At 59.5% G+C, this 16,174-nt stretch carries 15 protein-coding genes; 10 read left to right on the top strand and 5 right to left on the bottom strand.

What is annotated here, in order from left to right; translation table 11 throughout:
- The first annotated feature begins 146 nt into the window (after positions 1-146).
- Entirely contained in the window at positions 147-965 is an 819-nt protein-coding gene (locus DT23_RS10035; protein WP_038130902.1) for a ferredoxin--NADP reductase, read from the top strand.
- 31 nt (positions 966-996) lie between these two features.
- On the opposite strand, the gene DT23_RS10030 is transcribed toward DT23_RS10035, so the two are convergent.
- Positions 997-1,677 (bottom strand): FAD-binding oxidoreductase, encoded by a 681-nt coding sequence (locus DT23_RS10030; RefSeq protein WP_038130899.1) that lies wholly within the window; start codon positions 1,675-1,677, stop codon positions 997-999.
- A 130-nt stretch (positions 1,678-1,807) separates the two neighbouring features.
- Positions 1,808-2,704, bottom strand: a complete 897-nt coding sequence (locus DT23_RS10025; RefSeq protein ID WP_051697207.1) for a hypothetical protein — start codon at positions 2,702-2,704, stop codon at positions 1,808-1,810.
- 319 nt (positions 2,705-3,023) lie between these two features.
- Between DT23_RS10025 and infC the strand changes: the two genes are divergently transcribed.
- Positions 3,024-3,515 carry a translation initiation factor IF-3 gene (gene infC, locus DT23_RS10020; protein WP_240473585.1) on the top strand — a complete coding sequence of 164 codons (492 nt, stop codon included), beginning with the start codon at positions 3,024-3,026 and terminating at the stop codon, positions 3,513-3,515.
- Positions 3,516-3,590: 75 nt separating this feature from the next.
- Here the strand turns inward: infC and DT23_RS18615 are convergent, their stop codons facing one another.
- The gene (locus DT23_RS18615; protein ID WP_051697206.1) at positions 3,591-4,814 is read right to left on the bottom strand and encodes a Hint domain-containing protein; all 1,224 of its coding nucleotides are present in this window, start codon (positions 4,812-4,814) and stop codon (positions 3,591-3,593) included.
- Between the two features lie 646 nt (positions 4,815-5,460).
- Between DT23_RS18615 and DT23_RS18610 the strand changes: the two genes are divergently transcribed.
- From DT23_RS18610 to DT23_RS10000, 3 genes are all read left to right on the top strand, one after another.
- On the top strand, positions 5,461-7,776 hold the full coding sequence (locus tag DT23_RS18610; RefSeq protein ID WP_051697215.1) for a glycosyltransferase family 2 protein: 2,316 nt from the start codon (positions 5,461-5,463) through the stop codon (positions 7,774-7,776).
- 182 nt (positions 7,777-7,958) lie between these two features.
- Positions 7,959-9,032, top strand: coding sequence for a glycosyltransferase family 2 protein (locus tag DT23_RS10005; RefSeq protein WP_038130896.1), 1,074 nt, complete (start codon positions 7,959-7,961; stop codon positions 9,030-9,032).
- A 148-nt stretch (positions 9,033-9,180) separates the two neighbouring features.
- On the top strand, positions 9,181-10,122 hold the full coding sequence (locus tag DT23_RS10000; RefSeq protein ID WP_240473584.1) for a phosphoadenosine phosphosulfate reductase: 942 nt from the start codon (positions 9,181-9,183) through the stop codon (positions 10,120-10,122).
- A 9-nt stretch (positions 10,123-10,131) separates the two neighbouring features.
- Here DT23_RS10000 and DT23_RS18605 read toward each other — a convergent pair whose 3' ends face one another.
- Together DT23_RS18605 and DT23_RS09990 are read right to left on the bottom strand one after the other, a co-directional pair.
- The gene (locus DT23_RS18605) at positions 10,132-10,473 is read right to left on the bottom strand and encodes a hypothetical protein (protein ID WP_051697205.1); all 342 of its coding nucleotides are present in this window, start codon (positions 10,471-10,473) and stop codon (positions 10,132-10,134) included.
- Positions 10,474-10,547: 74 nt separating this feature from the next.
- Positions 10,548-10,763, bottom strand: coding sequence for a hypothetical protein (locus DT23_RS09990; protein ID WP_038130892.1), 216 nt, complete (start codon positions 10,761-10,763; stop codon positions 10,548-10,550).
- Between the two features lie 204 nt (positions 10,764-10,967).
- On the opposite strand from DT23_RS09990, the gene pyrC reads away from it, so the two are divergent.
- The 5 genes from pyrC (at position 10,968) to pdhA (ending at position 16,169) form a co-directional block, all read left to right on the top strand.
- A complete protein-coding gene (pyrC, locus tag DT23_RS09985) occupies positions 10,968-12,008 on the top strand; it encodes a dihydroorotase (RefSeq protein ID WP_038131109.1) in 1,041 nt (346 codons plus the stop codon).
- Between the two features lie 106 nt (positions 12,009-12,114).
- A complete protein-coding gene (locus tag DT23_RS09980) occupies positions 12,115-12,792 on the top strand; it encodes an orotate phosphoribosyltransferase (RefSeq protein ID WP_038130890.1) in 678 nt (225 codons plus the stop codon).
- A gap of 232 nt (positions 12,793-13,024) precedes the next feature.
- Positions 13,025-14,521 (top strand): replicative DNA helicase, encoded by a 1,497-nt coding sequence (locus DT23_RS09975; RefSeq protein ID WP_038130889.1) that lies wholly within the window; start codon positions 13,025-13,027, stop codon positions 14,519-14,521.
- A gap of 159 nt (positions 14,522-14,680) precedes the next feature.
- Positions 14,681-14,980 carry an FtsB family cell division protein gene (locus DT23_RS09970; RefSeq protein ID WP_038130888.1) on the top strand — a complete coding sequence of 100 codons (300 nt, stop codon included), beginning with the start codon at positions 14,681-14,683 and terminating at the stop codon, positions 14,978-14,980.
- 163 nt (positions 14,981-15,143) lie between these two features.
- Complete coding sequence (pdhA, locus tag DT23_RS09965) at positions 15,144-16,169, top strand: pyruvate dehydrogenase (acetyl-transferring) E1 component subunit alpha (protein ID WP_038130886.1); 1,026 nt, start codon at positions 15,144-15,146, stop codon at positions 16,167-16,169.
- The last annotated feature ends 5 nt before the right edge of the window (positions 16,170-16,174 follow it).

The following is a 16,174-nucleotide window of genomic DNA, read 5'->3' as shown; positions in this document are numbered from 1 at the left end:
CACTGTTTCGCGCCAAACGCTTTTCCCTGCGGCAATTCCCCGCTATGACCGGGGTTCTGGTGAGATTTGCGCCAGATCAAAGTAGACCGAGCGGAAAACCCCGTATGCGGACCCGACAAGTTGTGTTGCGACGAAAGACCTGAACCATGAACGAGAACGCCGTGAACGAGATTCCCAAGGTCAAGACCCTGCCCGATGCCCAGACCGTCACCGAGGTCACTCATTGGACCGACCGGCTGTTTTCTTTCCGCGTGAGCCGCCCGCAAAGCTTGCGCTTTCGTTCGGGGGAGTTCGTGATGATCGGACTGATGGGCGATAATGGCAAGCCGCTGCTGCGCGCCTATTCCATCGCCTCGCCCAATTGGGATGAGGAACTGGAGTTCTACTCGATCAAGGTGCCCGACGGGCCGCTGACCTCAAAGCTGCAACATATCCAGCCGGGTGATGAGATCATCCTGCGTCCCAAGCCGGTGGGAACTCTGGTGCATGACGCGCTGCTGCCGGGCAAGCGCGTGTGGTTTCTCGCCACCGGCACCGGGATCGCGCCTTTCGCCTCGCTGATGCGCGACCCCGAGACTTACGAGAAATTCGATGAGGTCGTGATGATGCACACCTGTCGCACCATCGAAGAGCTGGAATATGGCCGCCAACTGGTCGAGAACCTCGTGAATGACGAGCTGATCGGCGAGATGGTTGAGGGCAAGTTGAAATACTACCCCACTACCACGCGCGAAGAATTCCCCCATATGGGGCGCATCACCACGAACCTCGAAAACGGCAAGGTGTTCGACGACCTCGGGATCGAGCCGATGGATCCGGCCACGGATCGCGCAATGGTCTGTGGTAGCCTTGCGTTCAATAAGGACGTGATGGCGGTGCTTGAAGGGTTCGGGCTGCGCGAAGGCGCCAACTCCGAGCCGCGCGAATATGTGGTCGAAAAGGCATTCGTTGGCGAGGGGATTTAGGGCGCACTCAGGCGCGCGCCCTCTCGCGCCACTAGCTGAAATCCTCGCGTATGATATCTGACTTGCCGATGCCGAAAGAGATCAACATTTCTTCGATATCATCGACCATCGCGTCCGGACCGCAGATATAGAACGGTGCGTTCGCGGTGGTTGCGTGATTGCGCAGGAAATGACGGTCAATCTTTTCGTTTTGCACATTCGGACCCGGATTTTCCTGATCCGTGACCAGCCAGATCGTTTCAAGCCCCTCCATCGCCTCGAACTCGTCGCGCAAAATGATGTCGGCCTCGGTCTTGTTGGAAAAGATCAGGGTCGATCCGCCCAATGTTCCCTCGCGCTCCAGTCGCGCGCGCAGGATTGCGATGAAAGGCGTGATGCCCGCGCCGCCTGCGATGAACGTGCCGGGGCCTGCGTCATGAATCGCACCCCAAGGGTCCGAGATTTGCACATGTTCGCCAGGTTGTAGCGTGGCGATTTGGGCTGTCACGCCCTCATGATCAGGATAGCTTTTGATAATGAAATCAAGTGTGTCGCCCTCACTGCCATTGACCGGCGTGAACGGGCGGGCCTCATCGCGCCAGCCGTCGCGCGTCAGGGTCAGATCCACCGCCTGACCGGGTTTGCACGACAGATCTTTGGGACGCTCAAAGCGCAGATGGTGCGTGTCGTGGGTGACGGATGCGCGCGATTGCAAGGTTAGGTCAAATGTCATGGGGCTCTCCTTTGCTGTCAGGGGACAACGCGCGCCAAGCCTGACACGTTCCTAAGGCCCCCCAAACGAAAAACCCCGCGCAACCTGAATTGCGCGGGGCGGGCGTTTGACATGCCAAAGAGTGTGGTCGTTACATGCCCAAGGCCGAGCGCACCTGGTCCAAAACGCCCTTCACTAAAGCGGGATTGTTGCGCGCGCTTTCAACAGCCGTTTTGAGCGGCGCCTTGGTCGCTTCGGGCAGTGCCGAGTCGTCGATCATCTTTTCAACCGTGTCGGCGTCAAAACCGTCAACCGTCAGCGCCTTGGCCGCATCCAGCACACCTGGCATTGCGCCCTCACCCGTGGTCGCAGCATCGCTTTGCGCATCGGCGGCGGTGTCATCTGCGGTTTGCGTTGCCGTTTCTGCCGCATTGGTCGCAGCCGAGGCCGCATCCGCAGCCGCATCGGCGGCGTTGGTGGCGGCTTTGGCGGCGGAGGTAGCTGCACTCGCGGCCCCGTCAGTCACCGAATCATCGGCATTCTCTGTGGCTTGCGAGGCAGCGTTGGCGGCGGCATTGGCGGCATCGCTTGCAGCCTGCGCGGCTTGCGTTGCGGCATCAGCGGCCTCGCTGGCGGCATCGGTGGCGCCTTGCGTTGCCGCGTCAACCGTGGCTTTTGCGGCATCGCTGGCGGCTTGCGAGGCATCGCCCGCAGCCGTTGCCGCCTTCTCCGCCGCGGTTTTTGCGGCATCCACGGCGGTTTTCGCACCATCGGCTGCGGATTGCGCGGCCGCACTGGTCGCATCGACCGCAGAGTTTACGCTGTCCTTGGCGGCTTGGGCCGCTTCGTTGGCCGCATCTGTGGTGGATTGCGCAGCATCGCCGACGGCATCCGTGGCGCTATCAACTGCCGAGCTGGTCGTCGGTTGCTCGGTTGTCTGCGACTCGGGGGCGGCAGGGGGCATGGGTTCCTGCGAGGAGGTAAAATAGACAATGCCCGCCACAACGACCACAACGGCTGCGATAGCATACCAAACGTTCTTATTCATGGTGAAATCCCTCTTACTGGTCAGACGAGAAAGCTATGTTTCTGGCCGTACGTGAAAGCTACGTTCCTATTATGTCAGGCACTGACGATCCGCAAAACCCCACGTCCCGAAAATGGCCGTTTTTGCGCCGCTCTACGCGCTTAAACTCGCCAATTGTCAAAACGCATGCCTCCGCACCCCGGTTCCCAACGCTTTGCGGTTGAAAGCCACGGCGCGCGGGACTATGTTTTGCGCCTGAAATCATGTTGGCTACAGAAGGATTCCCACCATAGCCCGTAGACCCCATAACGCCCCGCCGACCCGCGACACCGGACCCCGAGTGAACGGTCGTATTCGTTCCAATGAAATTCGCCTGATCGGGGCGGAGGGCGAGAATGTCGGCGTTGTCACGCCGCGCGAAGCGATGAGCATGGCCGAAGAGGCCGGTCTCGACTTGGTGGAGATCTCTCCCAACGCCGACCCGCCGGTCTGCAAAATCATGGATTTCGGCAAGTTCAAATATGAGCAGCAAAAGCGCGAAGCCGAAGCCCGCAAAAAGCAGCACATTATCGAAATCAAAGAGGTCAAGTTCCGGCCCGGCACCGATGTGCATGATTACGAAGTGAAAATGCGCAATGTGATCAAGTTTCTGGAAAATGGCGACAAGGTGAAAGTCACCCTGCGCTTCCGGGGCCGCGAGATGGCGCACCAGAACCTTGGCCTTGAGTTGCTCAACCGCGTGCGCGATGACGTGGGCGAATTGGGCAAGGTTGAATCGATGCCCCGTCTTGAGGGCCGCCAAATGGTGATGATGATCGGCTCGACCCGCTAGGATCGATCTCGCCAGAAATAGTCAAAGCCCTCCCAATTTCGGGAGGGCTTTTTCATGGGTGCAGGCGCTTGGCGTCTAGCCGTAAAGAGCTGCGCGTTCGACCAAGGCGCGGTTGTTTTTGGCGTGACGTTCCACCAGTCGCACCGCGCGTTTGCCCTTGGCAAAAACCCGCGCGGGCGCAATCGGCCCCGTGGTTTTGCCCAAATCCCGGCGCGTGACATTGAGAAGCTTGCAAATCTCAATCAGCGCGGGCTTGGGAATCGAGTCCAGCGCCTGAGCGCCCAGAAAAAGGCTTTCGCTTGGCACGCCACTGGCAAACAGAATTTCGTGGCGCTCAAGCATGACGTGGTAATAGGTGACGTTGCAGTCGGGCAGCTCCAGCATCACACCGGGCAGCGACAGCAGTGCTTTGGCCGGAATCAACACCTGATCGGCGCCAAACATGCGCTGCGCAACAGGGCCTTGCACCAACACGCGGTGCTGCTGGGACAGGCGCAAATCACGCGATGGCAGCCCCACCCCCAACGCGCCCTTGCAGATCAGCACGGCGGCGAGATTGGGCGCGGCGGCGATTTCGGCAGGCGTCCAGGTCTTGGCAAAAAGCCATGTGATCGGCTGTGCCCCGTTATCGGATGTGACGATCAAATCGCCAACGCGAAGCTGTTCGATGGTCTTTTCGCCCTGCGGCGTGGCCAGCCAAGTGCCATCGGCGAAACAGATATTCGTCGCGTTTGGCGTGGGCGTGCCCGAGGTGAAGGTATCGGACCCGTCATCGTCGCGTTGCAAGGATAGCCCATCGGTATCATCGCCAAAATTTTCGCCCGAACCGACCCGCGTGGCAGTTCCCGAAAACCCCGAATAGCCCCCTGCCCCCAGCGTCGGATCATCAAGAGCGTCGCCATTAAAGGTCGCTTGGATAAATTCATCATTGCTGGGGTCATAGACGGTGACATTGTCGCCCCCGTTATTAAGCAGCGCAGTGCCGCGCCCCGCATCAAAGGCCAGATCATTCGCGCCACCGGTGGGCAGGCTGCCCCCGTCTTGCACACCCGTCATCACCAGCGCATGCGCGCCCGGCTGCAAGGTCGTGCCATCGGGAAAGGTGAACCAATTGCCGACGCCCTGATCCCAAAGCTGTAGACCCGAAATGTCGATCGGATCGCTGGAGCTATTATACAGCTCGATATATTCGTCGGTTGCTTCGGCCGTGCCATTGCCATCGGTGTCGAAATTCTGCGCACCATTGGGGTCAACGAGGATCTCGTTGATTACAATCCCGTTGAGCAACGAATCTGCCAAATCTCAAACCCCAAAAAGCCGCGCATCTGTCGGTCACTGTTTTCACTCATACGCGAGTGACAGAGAAATAGGGCAAACTTGAGACGATTTTGCATTAATCCGTTAAGGCCCCCATCAAAAGCTGCGTATCACGCCGCTTCCCGACCAACAGATTTCGCAAAAAATTAAAGCGCCGCGGGAGGGAGACCCGCGGCGCATTTAGGGGAAAGACGAGGGAGAACGTCAATCCTCTGGTCGGGTCCGCATGGCCGAAGCCGCGATTGGGAGATCAAGGACCCGATGCACAAAGTGATATGGGAGTATCTTCATGCTGAGATTGATCTAGGTCAAAACCTTCAGCAATGAAACTGCGACAAACTGTTGCGTGGGTCACGTTTCTGACAGGCCAAGGTGAGGCGCGCGTGAAAATCCCCCTGTTTTCTTGCAAATCCATGAAATCAGGCGGCAATTCGGGCCTTTAGCGCGGCGCAATGTCGCAGTTCGCAAGAGCGCCCCACCCCGCGCGCGACGCGGTCTTTCTTTCGTCACCGCCCTGTCCAAACACCCATCTGTTTTCCTTGCGATGGGGCGGCAAAACACGCCTCCACAGGCTTCGCGTTCGCGCGCGCGCATGCTAGGACAGCACAACGTCGAACAAGAGGGTTTTATGGGCGAGCACCGCGTGATCCGGCGAAAGATGCACTCACAGGCGGCAACCGGGTCGGCCCCGGCGCTGCTGGATGTCGTGGGGTGGCACCAAGAGGGCAAACATCACCTGCGCGCGTTTTTCGCCAAGCCCTCAAGCCCCGATCAGGTCGCACGAAAGCAACCCGCCGGGGCCGCCCGCCTGATAAAGTCGCGCGCCGTTGCGGGGGCCGTGATGAGCGTGCATGAGCCCGACGCCTCCGGCCCGACGCAGATCGCGCTGCTGGACGCGGATGGCGCGCAGGTGCTGTTGCCGCTCACCCCCGCCGCGCCTGACTGGGACATCTTTGAGGGGCGCAATTGCCTGTATGGTCAGCGTCTTGACGAAAGCGTCGAAACCGTTCTGGACTGGCTCAGCTGGCATCACGACTATCACGGCGCGACCGGTGCGGTGATCTTGAACCGCGCGCCGCCAGACAGCCCGACAGGCAATGCGGCAGAGTTCGCGCAAGACCTGGAACGTGGCCTTGATCAGCGCGATTTGGAGATGCCGGTGGTCGTACTGGACTGCGATCTGGCGCTGGGCAAGCCCGGTCATGGTCCGGAATCGCATGTCTATCTCGCCCCCGACGCACCGGGCAAAGATCGGATGGAGCCGCCCGGCCCGGATCCGTGGCGCGCTCCGCTGGGTCAGCCGCTGATTTTTGAGATCGCGAAATGGCGCTTCTTTGCCAAGGCGGCGGCGGTGTTGATTTTGGACGTGACCGATTTGCTGCGCCCGCATAAGCACACGACCCCCACCGCATTCGAGGCCGCGCAGGCCGCTGAGAACGGGGTGATCCTGCTTGTGGGCCAGCGGATATATCCGTGGCGTGTGCGCAAAGGCGACCCCGAGCGCTTTGCCGATCACATCTGTCGTTCTTTCGACGCGCGCAGCGGCATTGCGCGCTGGGGCTGCGCGCCGGCCAAGGCGGGGTTGGAAAGCACTTGGCGGCTGCTAGGCGTGAGCAACGCCAAGCTCGACCCCGGGCGGGCCTACGGGTTCTGGCGCGCGATGGCAATTCGTGTGCCGGGCGTGTCGGCGGCGGAACTGGTGCCCAAAACCTCGCTGGTCGAGGATGATCAATTGCTGGAACTGTCCAAACAGGTCTGGGGCTTTAAGCCGATCCGCCCGCCTGTGTCCAAGGTCAAGGCTGCGCCCAAAAAGGCGATCCATGCCGGGCACACCGCGATCATCACCACGATGAAAAACGAAGGGCCGTTCATTCTGGAATGGCTTGCCTATCATCGCGCGATCGGGGTCGATGATTTCCTGATCTACACCAATGATTGCACCGATGGCACGGATACGATGCTGGACCTGCTGGAACGCAAGGGGATCGTGGCGCATCGCGAAAATCCGTTCCGCACGATGGAGGATATGAAGCCCCAGCACGCGGCCCTCGCGGCGGCGGAAAACGAACCGGTGATCCAGAATGCCGGCTGGTCGATCTGCATGGATGTGGATGAGTTCATCAATATCAAAATCGGCGATGGCACCCTGCCCGCGCTGTATAAGACGATGGGCGAGGCGAATATGATCTCGCTGACATGGCGGCTCTTTGGCAATGATGATGTGCATCACTTCGAGGATCGCTTTGTCACCGAGCAATTCACCCGCTGCGCCCCCGAAGTGGTGCGCAAACCCCATCAGGCCTGGGGGTTCAAAACGCTGTTTCGCAACGTCGATCTGTATAAGAAACTCGGCGTGCATCGGCCCAAAGGATTGGTGCCCGACCTTTGGGATCAGGTGAAATGGCTCAACGGCTCGGGCAAGCCGATGCCGCGCGAGATGTTTCGCAATGGCTGGCGCTCGACGCTGGATACCTATGGTTATGACTGGGTGCAGCTGAACCATTACGCGGTGCGCTCGGCAGAGAGTTTTCTGGTGAAACGCGACCGGGGTCGGGTGAACCATGTGGATCGCGATCAGGGGCTGAGTTATTGGTTCCGAATGAACCACAATGCGCAGGTCGAAACCTCGATCCAGCGCATGCTGCCTGCTGCCAAGGCCGAGTTCGACCGGCTGCTGGCCGATCCCGAAATCGCCGCCGCGCATGCCCATAGCATTGCCTGCCACCGCGCCAAAATTACCGAGCTGATGGCGCGTCCCGATCAGGCAGAGTTCTACGCCAAGCTGACCTCGCCGCGCTTTGAAAAGCTTTCAACGCTGTTGAAACATTTTGGCCCGGCGGTGTTCAATACCGGCCCACATGTGATCCCCGAGGATCTCCACGAGCGCGATCTTGCGCCCGATTTCTTCTTTACCGTGGCCCCACCGGATGAAGCCACGCATTGACACCTGCGCCCCGGATCACCTGAGGGACGCTCCGCGGGGAGTATTTATGGCTAGATGAATACGATGCTTTGGCTTTCATCTAGCCCGAAATACTCCCGCCGGAGGCCTCCGGCATATCGGCGTAACGCCCCCACCCGCCATTCCGCCTTGCGCGGACGTGATGCGGGGTGCATCTTGCCCTCATGCGCGCCTTGGCCATTACATCCGTTAAAAACGAAGCCGCTTTCCTGTTGGAGTGGCTGGCCCATCATCGCGCCGTTGGGTTTACGGATTTTCTTGTCTTCTCAAATGATTGCTCGGATGGCACGGCAGAGATGCTGGATCGGCTGGAACAGCTTGGCTGGCTGACCCATCGGCCCAATCCCGGCCCGTGGGAGCAAGGGCCGCAATGGGGTGCGCTCAAGCAGGCGGACCGTCATCCGCTTAAGGCGAGCGCCGATTGGATCGCGGTGTTGGATGTCGACGAGTTCGTCACGATCAAGACGGGCGATGGCACGCTAAATGCGCTCATTTCAGCCTGCGCGCCCGCGACCGCGATTGCGCTGACATGGCGGCTGTTTGGCAATTGCGGCAAGGTCGCGTTCGAGGACATGCCAGTCACACAGCAATTCACCCGCGCCGCGCCAGTCGGCATGCTTTGGCCATGGCGCGCGGCGATGTTCAAGACGTTGTTTGCCAATGATGGCACCTATGGCAAGCTGGGGGTACACCGGCCACGCGCCCCCGACAAAGATCGTTTACAATCAACGATTTGGGTGGATGGCTCGGGGCGTAAGCTGCCCGCGCTTTATCAGCGTCAGAAACTGTTCACACCGCTGGGGAGCGATCCTTACGGGCTGGTTCAACTTAACCATTATGCTTTGGGCGCGATGGAGAGCTATATCGTGAAATGCGATCGCGGTCGGGCCAATCGCGCCGCCGGAGCGTTTGACATGTCCTATTGGGTCGAGCGCAATTTCTGCACCACGCCTGACACGGCGATTGCGCGTTATGAAGGCGCGGCCGAGGTTTTGCGCGCGCAGTTGATGGTAGATCCGGAATTGGCGGCACTGCATGACGCGGCGGTGGCATGGCGCAAAGAGCGGTTCGCGCAGTTGATGCTTGAGGAAGAGTATCGCGCATTGTTTGGCCGCTTGCTGCTGACCCCGCCGAGCCGCCCTCTATCGCCGGTGGCGGCGCAGCATATGGTCAGCTTGGGTTTGCGCGCCAATGACGCCAAGCGCGAAACAAAAGCGACAAAAGGCGACGATTGCTAACTATTCCTGAACAATTCGCAACAATTCCCCCTAACTCCCTTGCTTGCGCCCCATTGCGGTAATGTTACATTAACCCAAATGCGGCTTTGATCGGGGGATAGAAACTCTCCGATTGGATCGACGAATGTTTAAGGACAAACAGATTACTATGGCTACTCTTAGTGAGAGCGATTGGGACGCACGCATGGAAGAAATGGCCGAGGAGTCGGGCTATTTCGAACCGCTGGGCCGTGCGCATAGCGTGTTTTTCCACGATGACACGCCGACATTGCTGGTGACCTTTGAGAGCCGCGCCAAAATTCGCGCCGATGATGACGGCGATCAACTGCCTCGCGGCTATCAGATCGCGCGCGCGGCGGGGTGTTCCTCGCTGACGTTGATTTGCGATCATGACAGCTGGTTTCGCGACCCGGCGGTATTCGCCTATTTCGACCGTCTCGTGGATGAGGCGTTTTTCGAAGACTTCGACCGTGTCGTGTTTTACGGTGCAGGCCCGTGCGGATACGCGGCTGCCGCCTTTTCAGTCACCGCCCCCGGGGCCACGGTGGTTGCGCTGCATCCCCAAGCCACGCTCGATCCAAAAATTGCGGGTTGGGACCAGCGGTTTCGTCAGATGCGCCGCACCTCGTTTACCGATCGCTACGGTTTTGCGCCTGAAATGCTGGAAGGCGTCGAGCAGGCTTTTGTTGTTTATGATCCGCTTCAGCCCTTTGATGCGATGCATGCGGCGCTTTATGCGCGCCCCTGCGTGTCGCTGCTGGCCTGTCGCAATATCGGTAAAAACATCGAACAAATGCTGCGCGGCATGGGAATTCTCGACGATATTCTGATCGCCGCCTGTCAGGGAGAGCTGAGCGAGCAACGTTTCTGGAAGCTCTATCGCGCCAGACGCAATCTGGCACGTTTTTTGCGTCAGGTGACCGCTCGGTTAGCCTCGCAGAATCGCACGTTTCTTGAGGCGATTGCCTGTCGCAACGTGACCCGCAGACTGAACGGGCCAAAGTTTCGCGCGCGACTGGCTGTGCTTGAGGCGGAACTGGCCGAACAAGGGGTTACCCTGCCCGAACCCAGCCAGATCGGCGCGCAATAAGCGCTGCGCTCAGGCGTTTGAGCCGGGCAGATCACGGATGTCCTCATCCGCGTCACTGTCCTCATCGGGGGATGAAATATGGGTTTTTACGCCGCGGCGCGTGCTTTTGGCGACCTGTGCCAGAACGACCTCTGGGGCGGCAAAGAACGGCGTGGGCGAAAACGGTTCAACAACCGTAAGCATGTGCAGCCCCAAGGCATCCAGCGCTAAAAGCAACGCCTCATCCGCGCGCACCAACAGCCGGTCGGCATCAACTTGGCACGGGGCGTGGAACTGACCCACGCAAAGCGCGGCGAGAACAAGATCGCCGCGCAATTCCGTTAGCGTTTCAGGCGCAGGGGTGGTGGGCATTTGAGCCTCCGATTACCGGGCGTTCAAACCCGGAGTATCGCGCGGCTGATGCGTTTGACGCAAGCCCAACCCGTTTACATGTAAAAGCGGTCGCGGAAGACGTGCTGCACGATACCGTCGCGCGTGATTCCCATAGCGGCCAGTTCTGCATCCGATTTCGCCTCAAGACGGGCGATGACATCTTGGCGCGAGTGGTATTCCATGTAGTTGGTGATGCCCTCGGCAAGACCAGAGATCAGTTTGCGCAAGAACGACTGTTCGCCATGTGCGTTCGCGGTAATAAAAGCCATTGGAAACCTCCTGAGAGTGTTTGATTGTCAGGTTGCTTCCTCCCTTGTGAGCAAAAATAGGTCAGCCTCGCTGCCGGGACCACCGACAATCCTGCATCCCCGCCATGCATATGCTGCAGCGCAGCGTAGATGCACCGGAAGATTGGCGTGGTTTCACGCGGAAACTCTGGATTTGCGCGCGACCCCGCGCTATTGGCTTGGGGCATGAACATACTCACGATCCCCCGCCCCGATGATTGGCACCTGCATCTGCGCGATGGCGCAATGCTGCAGGGCATTCTTCCTGAGAGCGCGCGCGACTTTGCCCGCGCCATTATCATGCCCAATCTGGTGCCACCGGTGGTCACGGGCGCGCAGGCGGCAGCCTATCGCGCGCGCATCCTGGCCGCTCTGCCCGAGGGCGCTGCGTTTGAGCCCTTGATGACGCTTTACCTGACGGAGACGACCGATCCCGAAGACGTGGCTGCGGCTGCGGCCTCGGGTCTGATCAAGGCGGTGAAACTCTATCCCGCAGGGGCTACGACCAACTCGGATTCCGGCGTGCGCGACTTTGACAAAGTGCGCCCGGTTTTTGAGAAAATGGCCGAGATCGGCTTGCCGCTGTGCACCCATGGTGAGGTCACCACGCCCGAGGTCGATATCTTTGACCGCGAGGCGGTGTTCATCGAAACCGTGCTTGACCCGATCCGGCGCGCGACGCCCGGCCTGCGCGTGGTGATGGAGCACCTCACAACGAAAGACGGCGTTGATTACGTGGCAGCCCAAGGCCACGATATGGGCGCGACGATCACGACCCATCACCTGATCATCAACCGCAACCACATCCTCGTGGGCGGGATCAAGCCGCATTATTATTGCCTGCCCGTGGCCAAGCGCGAGCATCACCGCCGCGCTTTGATCGAGGCGGCAACCTCGGGCAATCCGCATTTCTTCCTTGGTACTGACAGCGCGCCCCATGCCGACCCGGCCAAGGAAAATGCCTGTGGCTGCGCGGGTTGTTTTACAGCAACCAACACCATGCCGCTTCTCGCCCATATCTTTGAGTCTGAGGGCCGGCTGGATGCGCTGACCGCCTTTGCCAGTGAGAACGGCCCGCGTTTTTACGGCCTGCCGGTGAATTCGACAACGCTGAGCCTCGAAAAACACGACACCCCGACGTCATGGCCCGCCAAGATCGAAACCGGCGCGGGGCCCGTCACCCTGTTCGATCCGGGCTTTCCAGTCTATTGGCAAGTGAAAGATTGATTTTCATCTAGCCTGAAATACTCCCGCCGGAGGCTCCTGTCCGTTCTGTGGGACGCTCCGCGGGGAGTATTTGGCGCTAGATGAAATCCACGCAAAAGGACAAAGCATGATCCCCAGTTCTTACCCCGCGCGCGAAGAGATTGCCCGGCTCACGGCCCGGATGCTTTTGGAAATCGAGGCGGTGCATTTTAACGCTGACGAGCCCTTTACGCTGGCCTCTGGCCTGCCCTCGCCGACCTATATCGACTGCCGCAAGCTGATCTCGTTTCCGCGCATTCGTTCAACCTTGATGGATTTCCTATCCGTGACGGTGATGCGCGAGGCCGGGTTTGAGGCCTTTGACAATATCGCGGGTGGTGAGACGGCAGGCATTCCCTTTGCCGCGATGGTGGCCGAGCGCATGGCGCTGCCGATGACCTATGTGCGCAAAAAACCCAAAGGCTACGGGCGCAACGCACGCATTGAAGGCGCGATGAGCGAGGGCCAGCGCGTGTTGTTGGTTGAGGATCTGACCACCGATGGCGGCTCGAAACTGAGCTTTGTCGATGCGATCCGTGAGACCGGCGCGAGTTGCGGGCATACGGCGGTGATTTTTTACTACGGCATCTTCCCCGAAACCGTGCCCAATCTGCGCGAGCATGGCGTCGAGCTGCATCATCTGTGCACTTGGTGGGACGTTCTAGCAGAGGCGCGCGAACAGGGCAGTTTCAGCAAGGACACGCTGGACGAGGTTGAAGCGTTTTTGACCGCGCCGCGCGCTTGGCAGGATGCGCGCAAGGGTTGATCCTGGGCAAAGCAGTTTCTTGTGGGTAAACCTGTGGGCAGGCTGTGGATGATACGCGCGCCGAATCTATAAAACGCGCGCGTGACCGCAAGATGTGGTAGGCTTGGCGAAATGCACCACTGGAAGTACGGTTAACTGGCGCGCTTAGCGCCGGTTATCCCCAAAGATATCCAGATACCCATTCGTTACGGGCACCGCTAGAAGGGCCCGAGCGCAAACCGGAGGCAGGCAGATGAACGATCAAACCAACAGGCCCGATGAGGGCGCCCCCGGCATTGAGGCCGCCCCCGTCCTGCCCCATAATATCGAAGCAGAACAACAGCTTCTGGGCGCGATCCTGACCAATAACGATATTTATGACCGCATTGCCTCGGTGATCAAACCCGAGCATTTCTACGAGCCGGTGCATCAGCGCATCTACGAGGTCGCCACGGCCAAGATCCAGAAGAACGCGCTGGCCTCGCCGGTCACTCTCAAGGCCTACCTTGAGGAAGACGAGGGGCTGAAGGAACTTGGCGGCCCGGCTTATCTGGCGCGGATCGCGGGAGCGGCGATCTCGGCACATGCGGCGCGCGATTATGCGGTGATGATCTATGAGATGGCGGTGCGACGCGGCTTGATCGAGTTGGGCGGCGATATCGCGTCACGCGCCGCGCGCCCGACGATTGATGATGACGACCCGAAAATCCAGATCTCCGAGGCTGAGCAGCGCCTTTACACGCTGGCCGAAGAAGGTCAGGCGCAAAAGGGCTGGACCTCGTTCCTGTCGGCCGTGACCGAAGCCGTGCAATCGGCCAATGCCGCCTATCAACGCGATGGCGGTTTGGCGGGCGTCTCGACCGGGTTGATTGATCTGGATAAGAAACTGGGCGGGCTGCACCCGTCGGATTTGCTAATCCTCGCAGGGCGGCCTTCGATGGGGAAAACCTCGCTGGCGACCAATATCGCATTCAACATCGCCAAAGCCTATAAGCGCGGGCGGCGCTATGACGGGCAGGACGGCGCGGTTGAAGGCGGCGTTGTCGGCTTTTTCAGCCTCGAGATGAGCGCCGAGCAATTGGCGGCGCGGATCCTGTCGGAAGCCTCGGAAGTTCCCTCGGAACGCATCCGGCGCGGCGACATGTCAGAGGGCGAATTCCGCCGGTTTGTTGAGGCGGCGAAGTCGCTGGAAACCTGCCCGCTTTATGTCGATGACACGCCTGCGCTGCCGATTGGTCAGGTGGCCGCGCGCTGTCGCCGCCTGAAACGCACCTCGGGGCTGGATGTGGTGATCGTGGACTATCTGCAACTGCTGCGCGGCAGCGGACGGGGTGACAACCGCGTGCAGGAAATCGGTGAGATCTCGATGGGGCTCAAGGCGATCGCGAAAGAGCTGCACATCCCGGTGATCGCGCTGTCCCAGCTAAGCCGGACCGTTGAAAGCCGCGAAGATAAACGTCCGCAACTCAGTGACTTGCGCGAATCCGGCTCGATTGAGCAAGACGCCGATGTCGTGATGTTCGTTTATCGCGACGAGTATTATCACGAGCGTCTCAAGCCGCAGGAAGACGACCCGAAATTCGCCGAATGGCTGCAAAAGGCCGAGCGCGTGCATGGCAAGGCCGAGGTGATCTTGGGCAAGCAGCGCCACGGGCCGATTGGCACGGTGGATCTGTCGTTTGAGAGCCAGTTCACGCGGTTCGGCAACCTTGCCCGGCAATATCAAGGCGATGGCGAGGACAGCTTTTAATCGACAGGGTGCGCGGTATTTACGCCGCGGGGCGTGTTTTCTTAAGAATTTCGCACTTAGGGGATTCCCTTGGCGAATCAGCTGTGTCATGATTCCAGTTAACGGCCCACAGAGGTCGCGCGCGCCTCGGGACAGGCGGCATGGATAAGACGAGGCAGTATGATGGCAATGACACGCCCCACGGTTGGGCCGCTTCTTTTCTTTACTATTGCGGTCGTTTTAGGCGCGTATTTCGCCTTTGCCGCGGTGCAGGGCCGGTATGGCATTTTGCAGCGCACCCAGATTGAATCCGAAATTGACGCCAAGCGCGCCGAGCGGGATGCGCTGCGTGCGCGCGTCGATCAGATGGCCAACCTTACCCATCGTTTGTCTGACGATTATCTGGATCTCGATTTGCTCGATCAGCAGGCCCGTGACGTGCTAGGCGAGATGCGCGGCGACGAAATCGTTATCCGCTGAGTTTGGATTATCTCACCCCTGCTCTTTGCAAGCCTGCCGCCTGCCCTAGTTGAAATGTGAAGCCCGTTCTAAACGTGCCTTGTCGTGGGGTCATTGCCATCACGTTTGGGCTGATGTATGAATGGTTTAACATTGAACTATCTCGATCAAGGGAGGTGCCGCCATGGCCGCACGGAAAGGATCGGCGAGTTCCGCCAAAGCTGGCGCGAATGTCTCGGCCGAAGAACTTACCCAGTATTATCGCGACATGCTGTTGATCCGGCGCTTTGAGGAAAAGGCCGGACAACTTTATGGCATGGGCCTGATTGGTGGGTTTTGCCACCTCTATATCGGGCAGGAAGCGGTCGTTGTCGGCCTTGAGGCTGCAGCGAAAGAGGGCGACAAGCGCGTCACGTCTTACCGCGATCATGGCCATATGCTGGCCTGTGGGATGGACCCCAAAGGCGTGATGGCCGAGCTGACCGGGCGTGAGGATGGTTATTCCAAAGGCAAGGGCGGCTCGATGCACATGTTCAGCAAAGAGAAGCACTTCTACGGCGGTCACGGCATCGTCGGTGCGCAGGTGCCGATTGGCGCGGGGCTGGCCTTTAGCGACAAATATAAGGGCAATGATAACGTCACCTTCACCTATTTCGGGGATGGTGCAGCCAATCAGGGCCAAGTGGCCGAGACCTATAACATGGCCCAGCTTTGGGATCTGCCGGTCGTTTTCGTGATCGAGAACAACCAATATGCGATGGGCACCAGTGTTCAGCGCGCTACCAAATCTCCCGACTTCTACGAGCGCGGCATTGCCTATGGCATTTCGGGCGAGGAAGTCGATGGCATGGATGTGCTGGCAGTAAAGGCGGCGGGCGAAAAGGCCGTGGCGCACTGCCGCGCGGGCAAGGGCCCGTATATTCTTGAGATCAAGACCTATCGTTACCGTGGTCACTCGATGTCGGACCCTGCGAAATATCGCACCCGCGAAGAGGTGCAGAAAATCCGCGAAGAGCGCGACGCGATCGAGCATGTGCGCCAGCTTTTGCTGACGGGCAAACATGCCACCGAGGATGATCTCAAAGCGATCGACAAAGAGATCAAGGGGATCGTGAACGACTCCGCTGAATTCGCAAAAGAAAGCCCCGAGCCCGCGCTTGAGGAGCTTTGGACCGATATTTACGCCGATGTGGCGCCGCAAAACGCCTAAGGGGA

The sequence above is a fragment of the Thioclava indica genome, from assembly GCF_000714545.1.
Taxonomy (GTDB): domain Bacteria; phylum Pseudomonadota; class Alphaproteobacteria; order Rhodobacterales; family Rhodobacteraceae; genus Thioclava; species Thioclava indica.
Note: the sequence above shows the minus strand (reverse complement) of the source record. Positions and strands in the feature narration are given on the sequence as shown.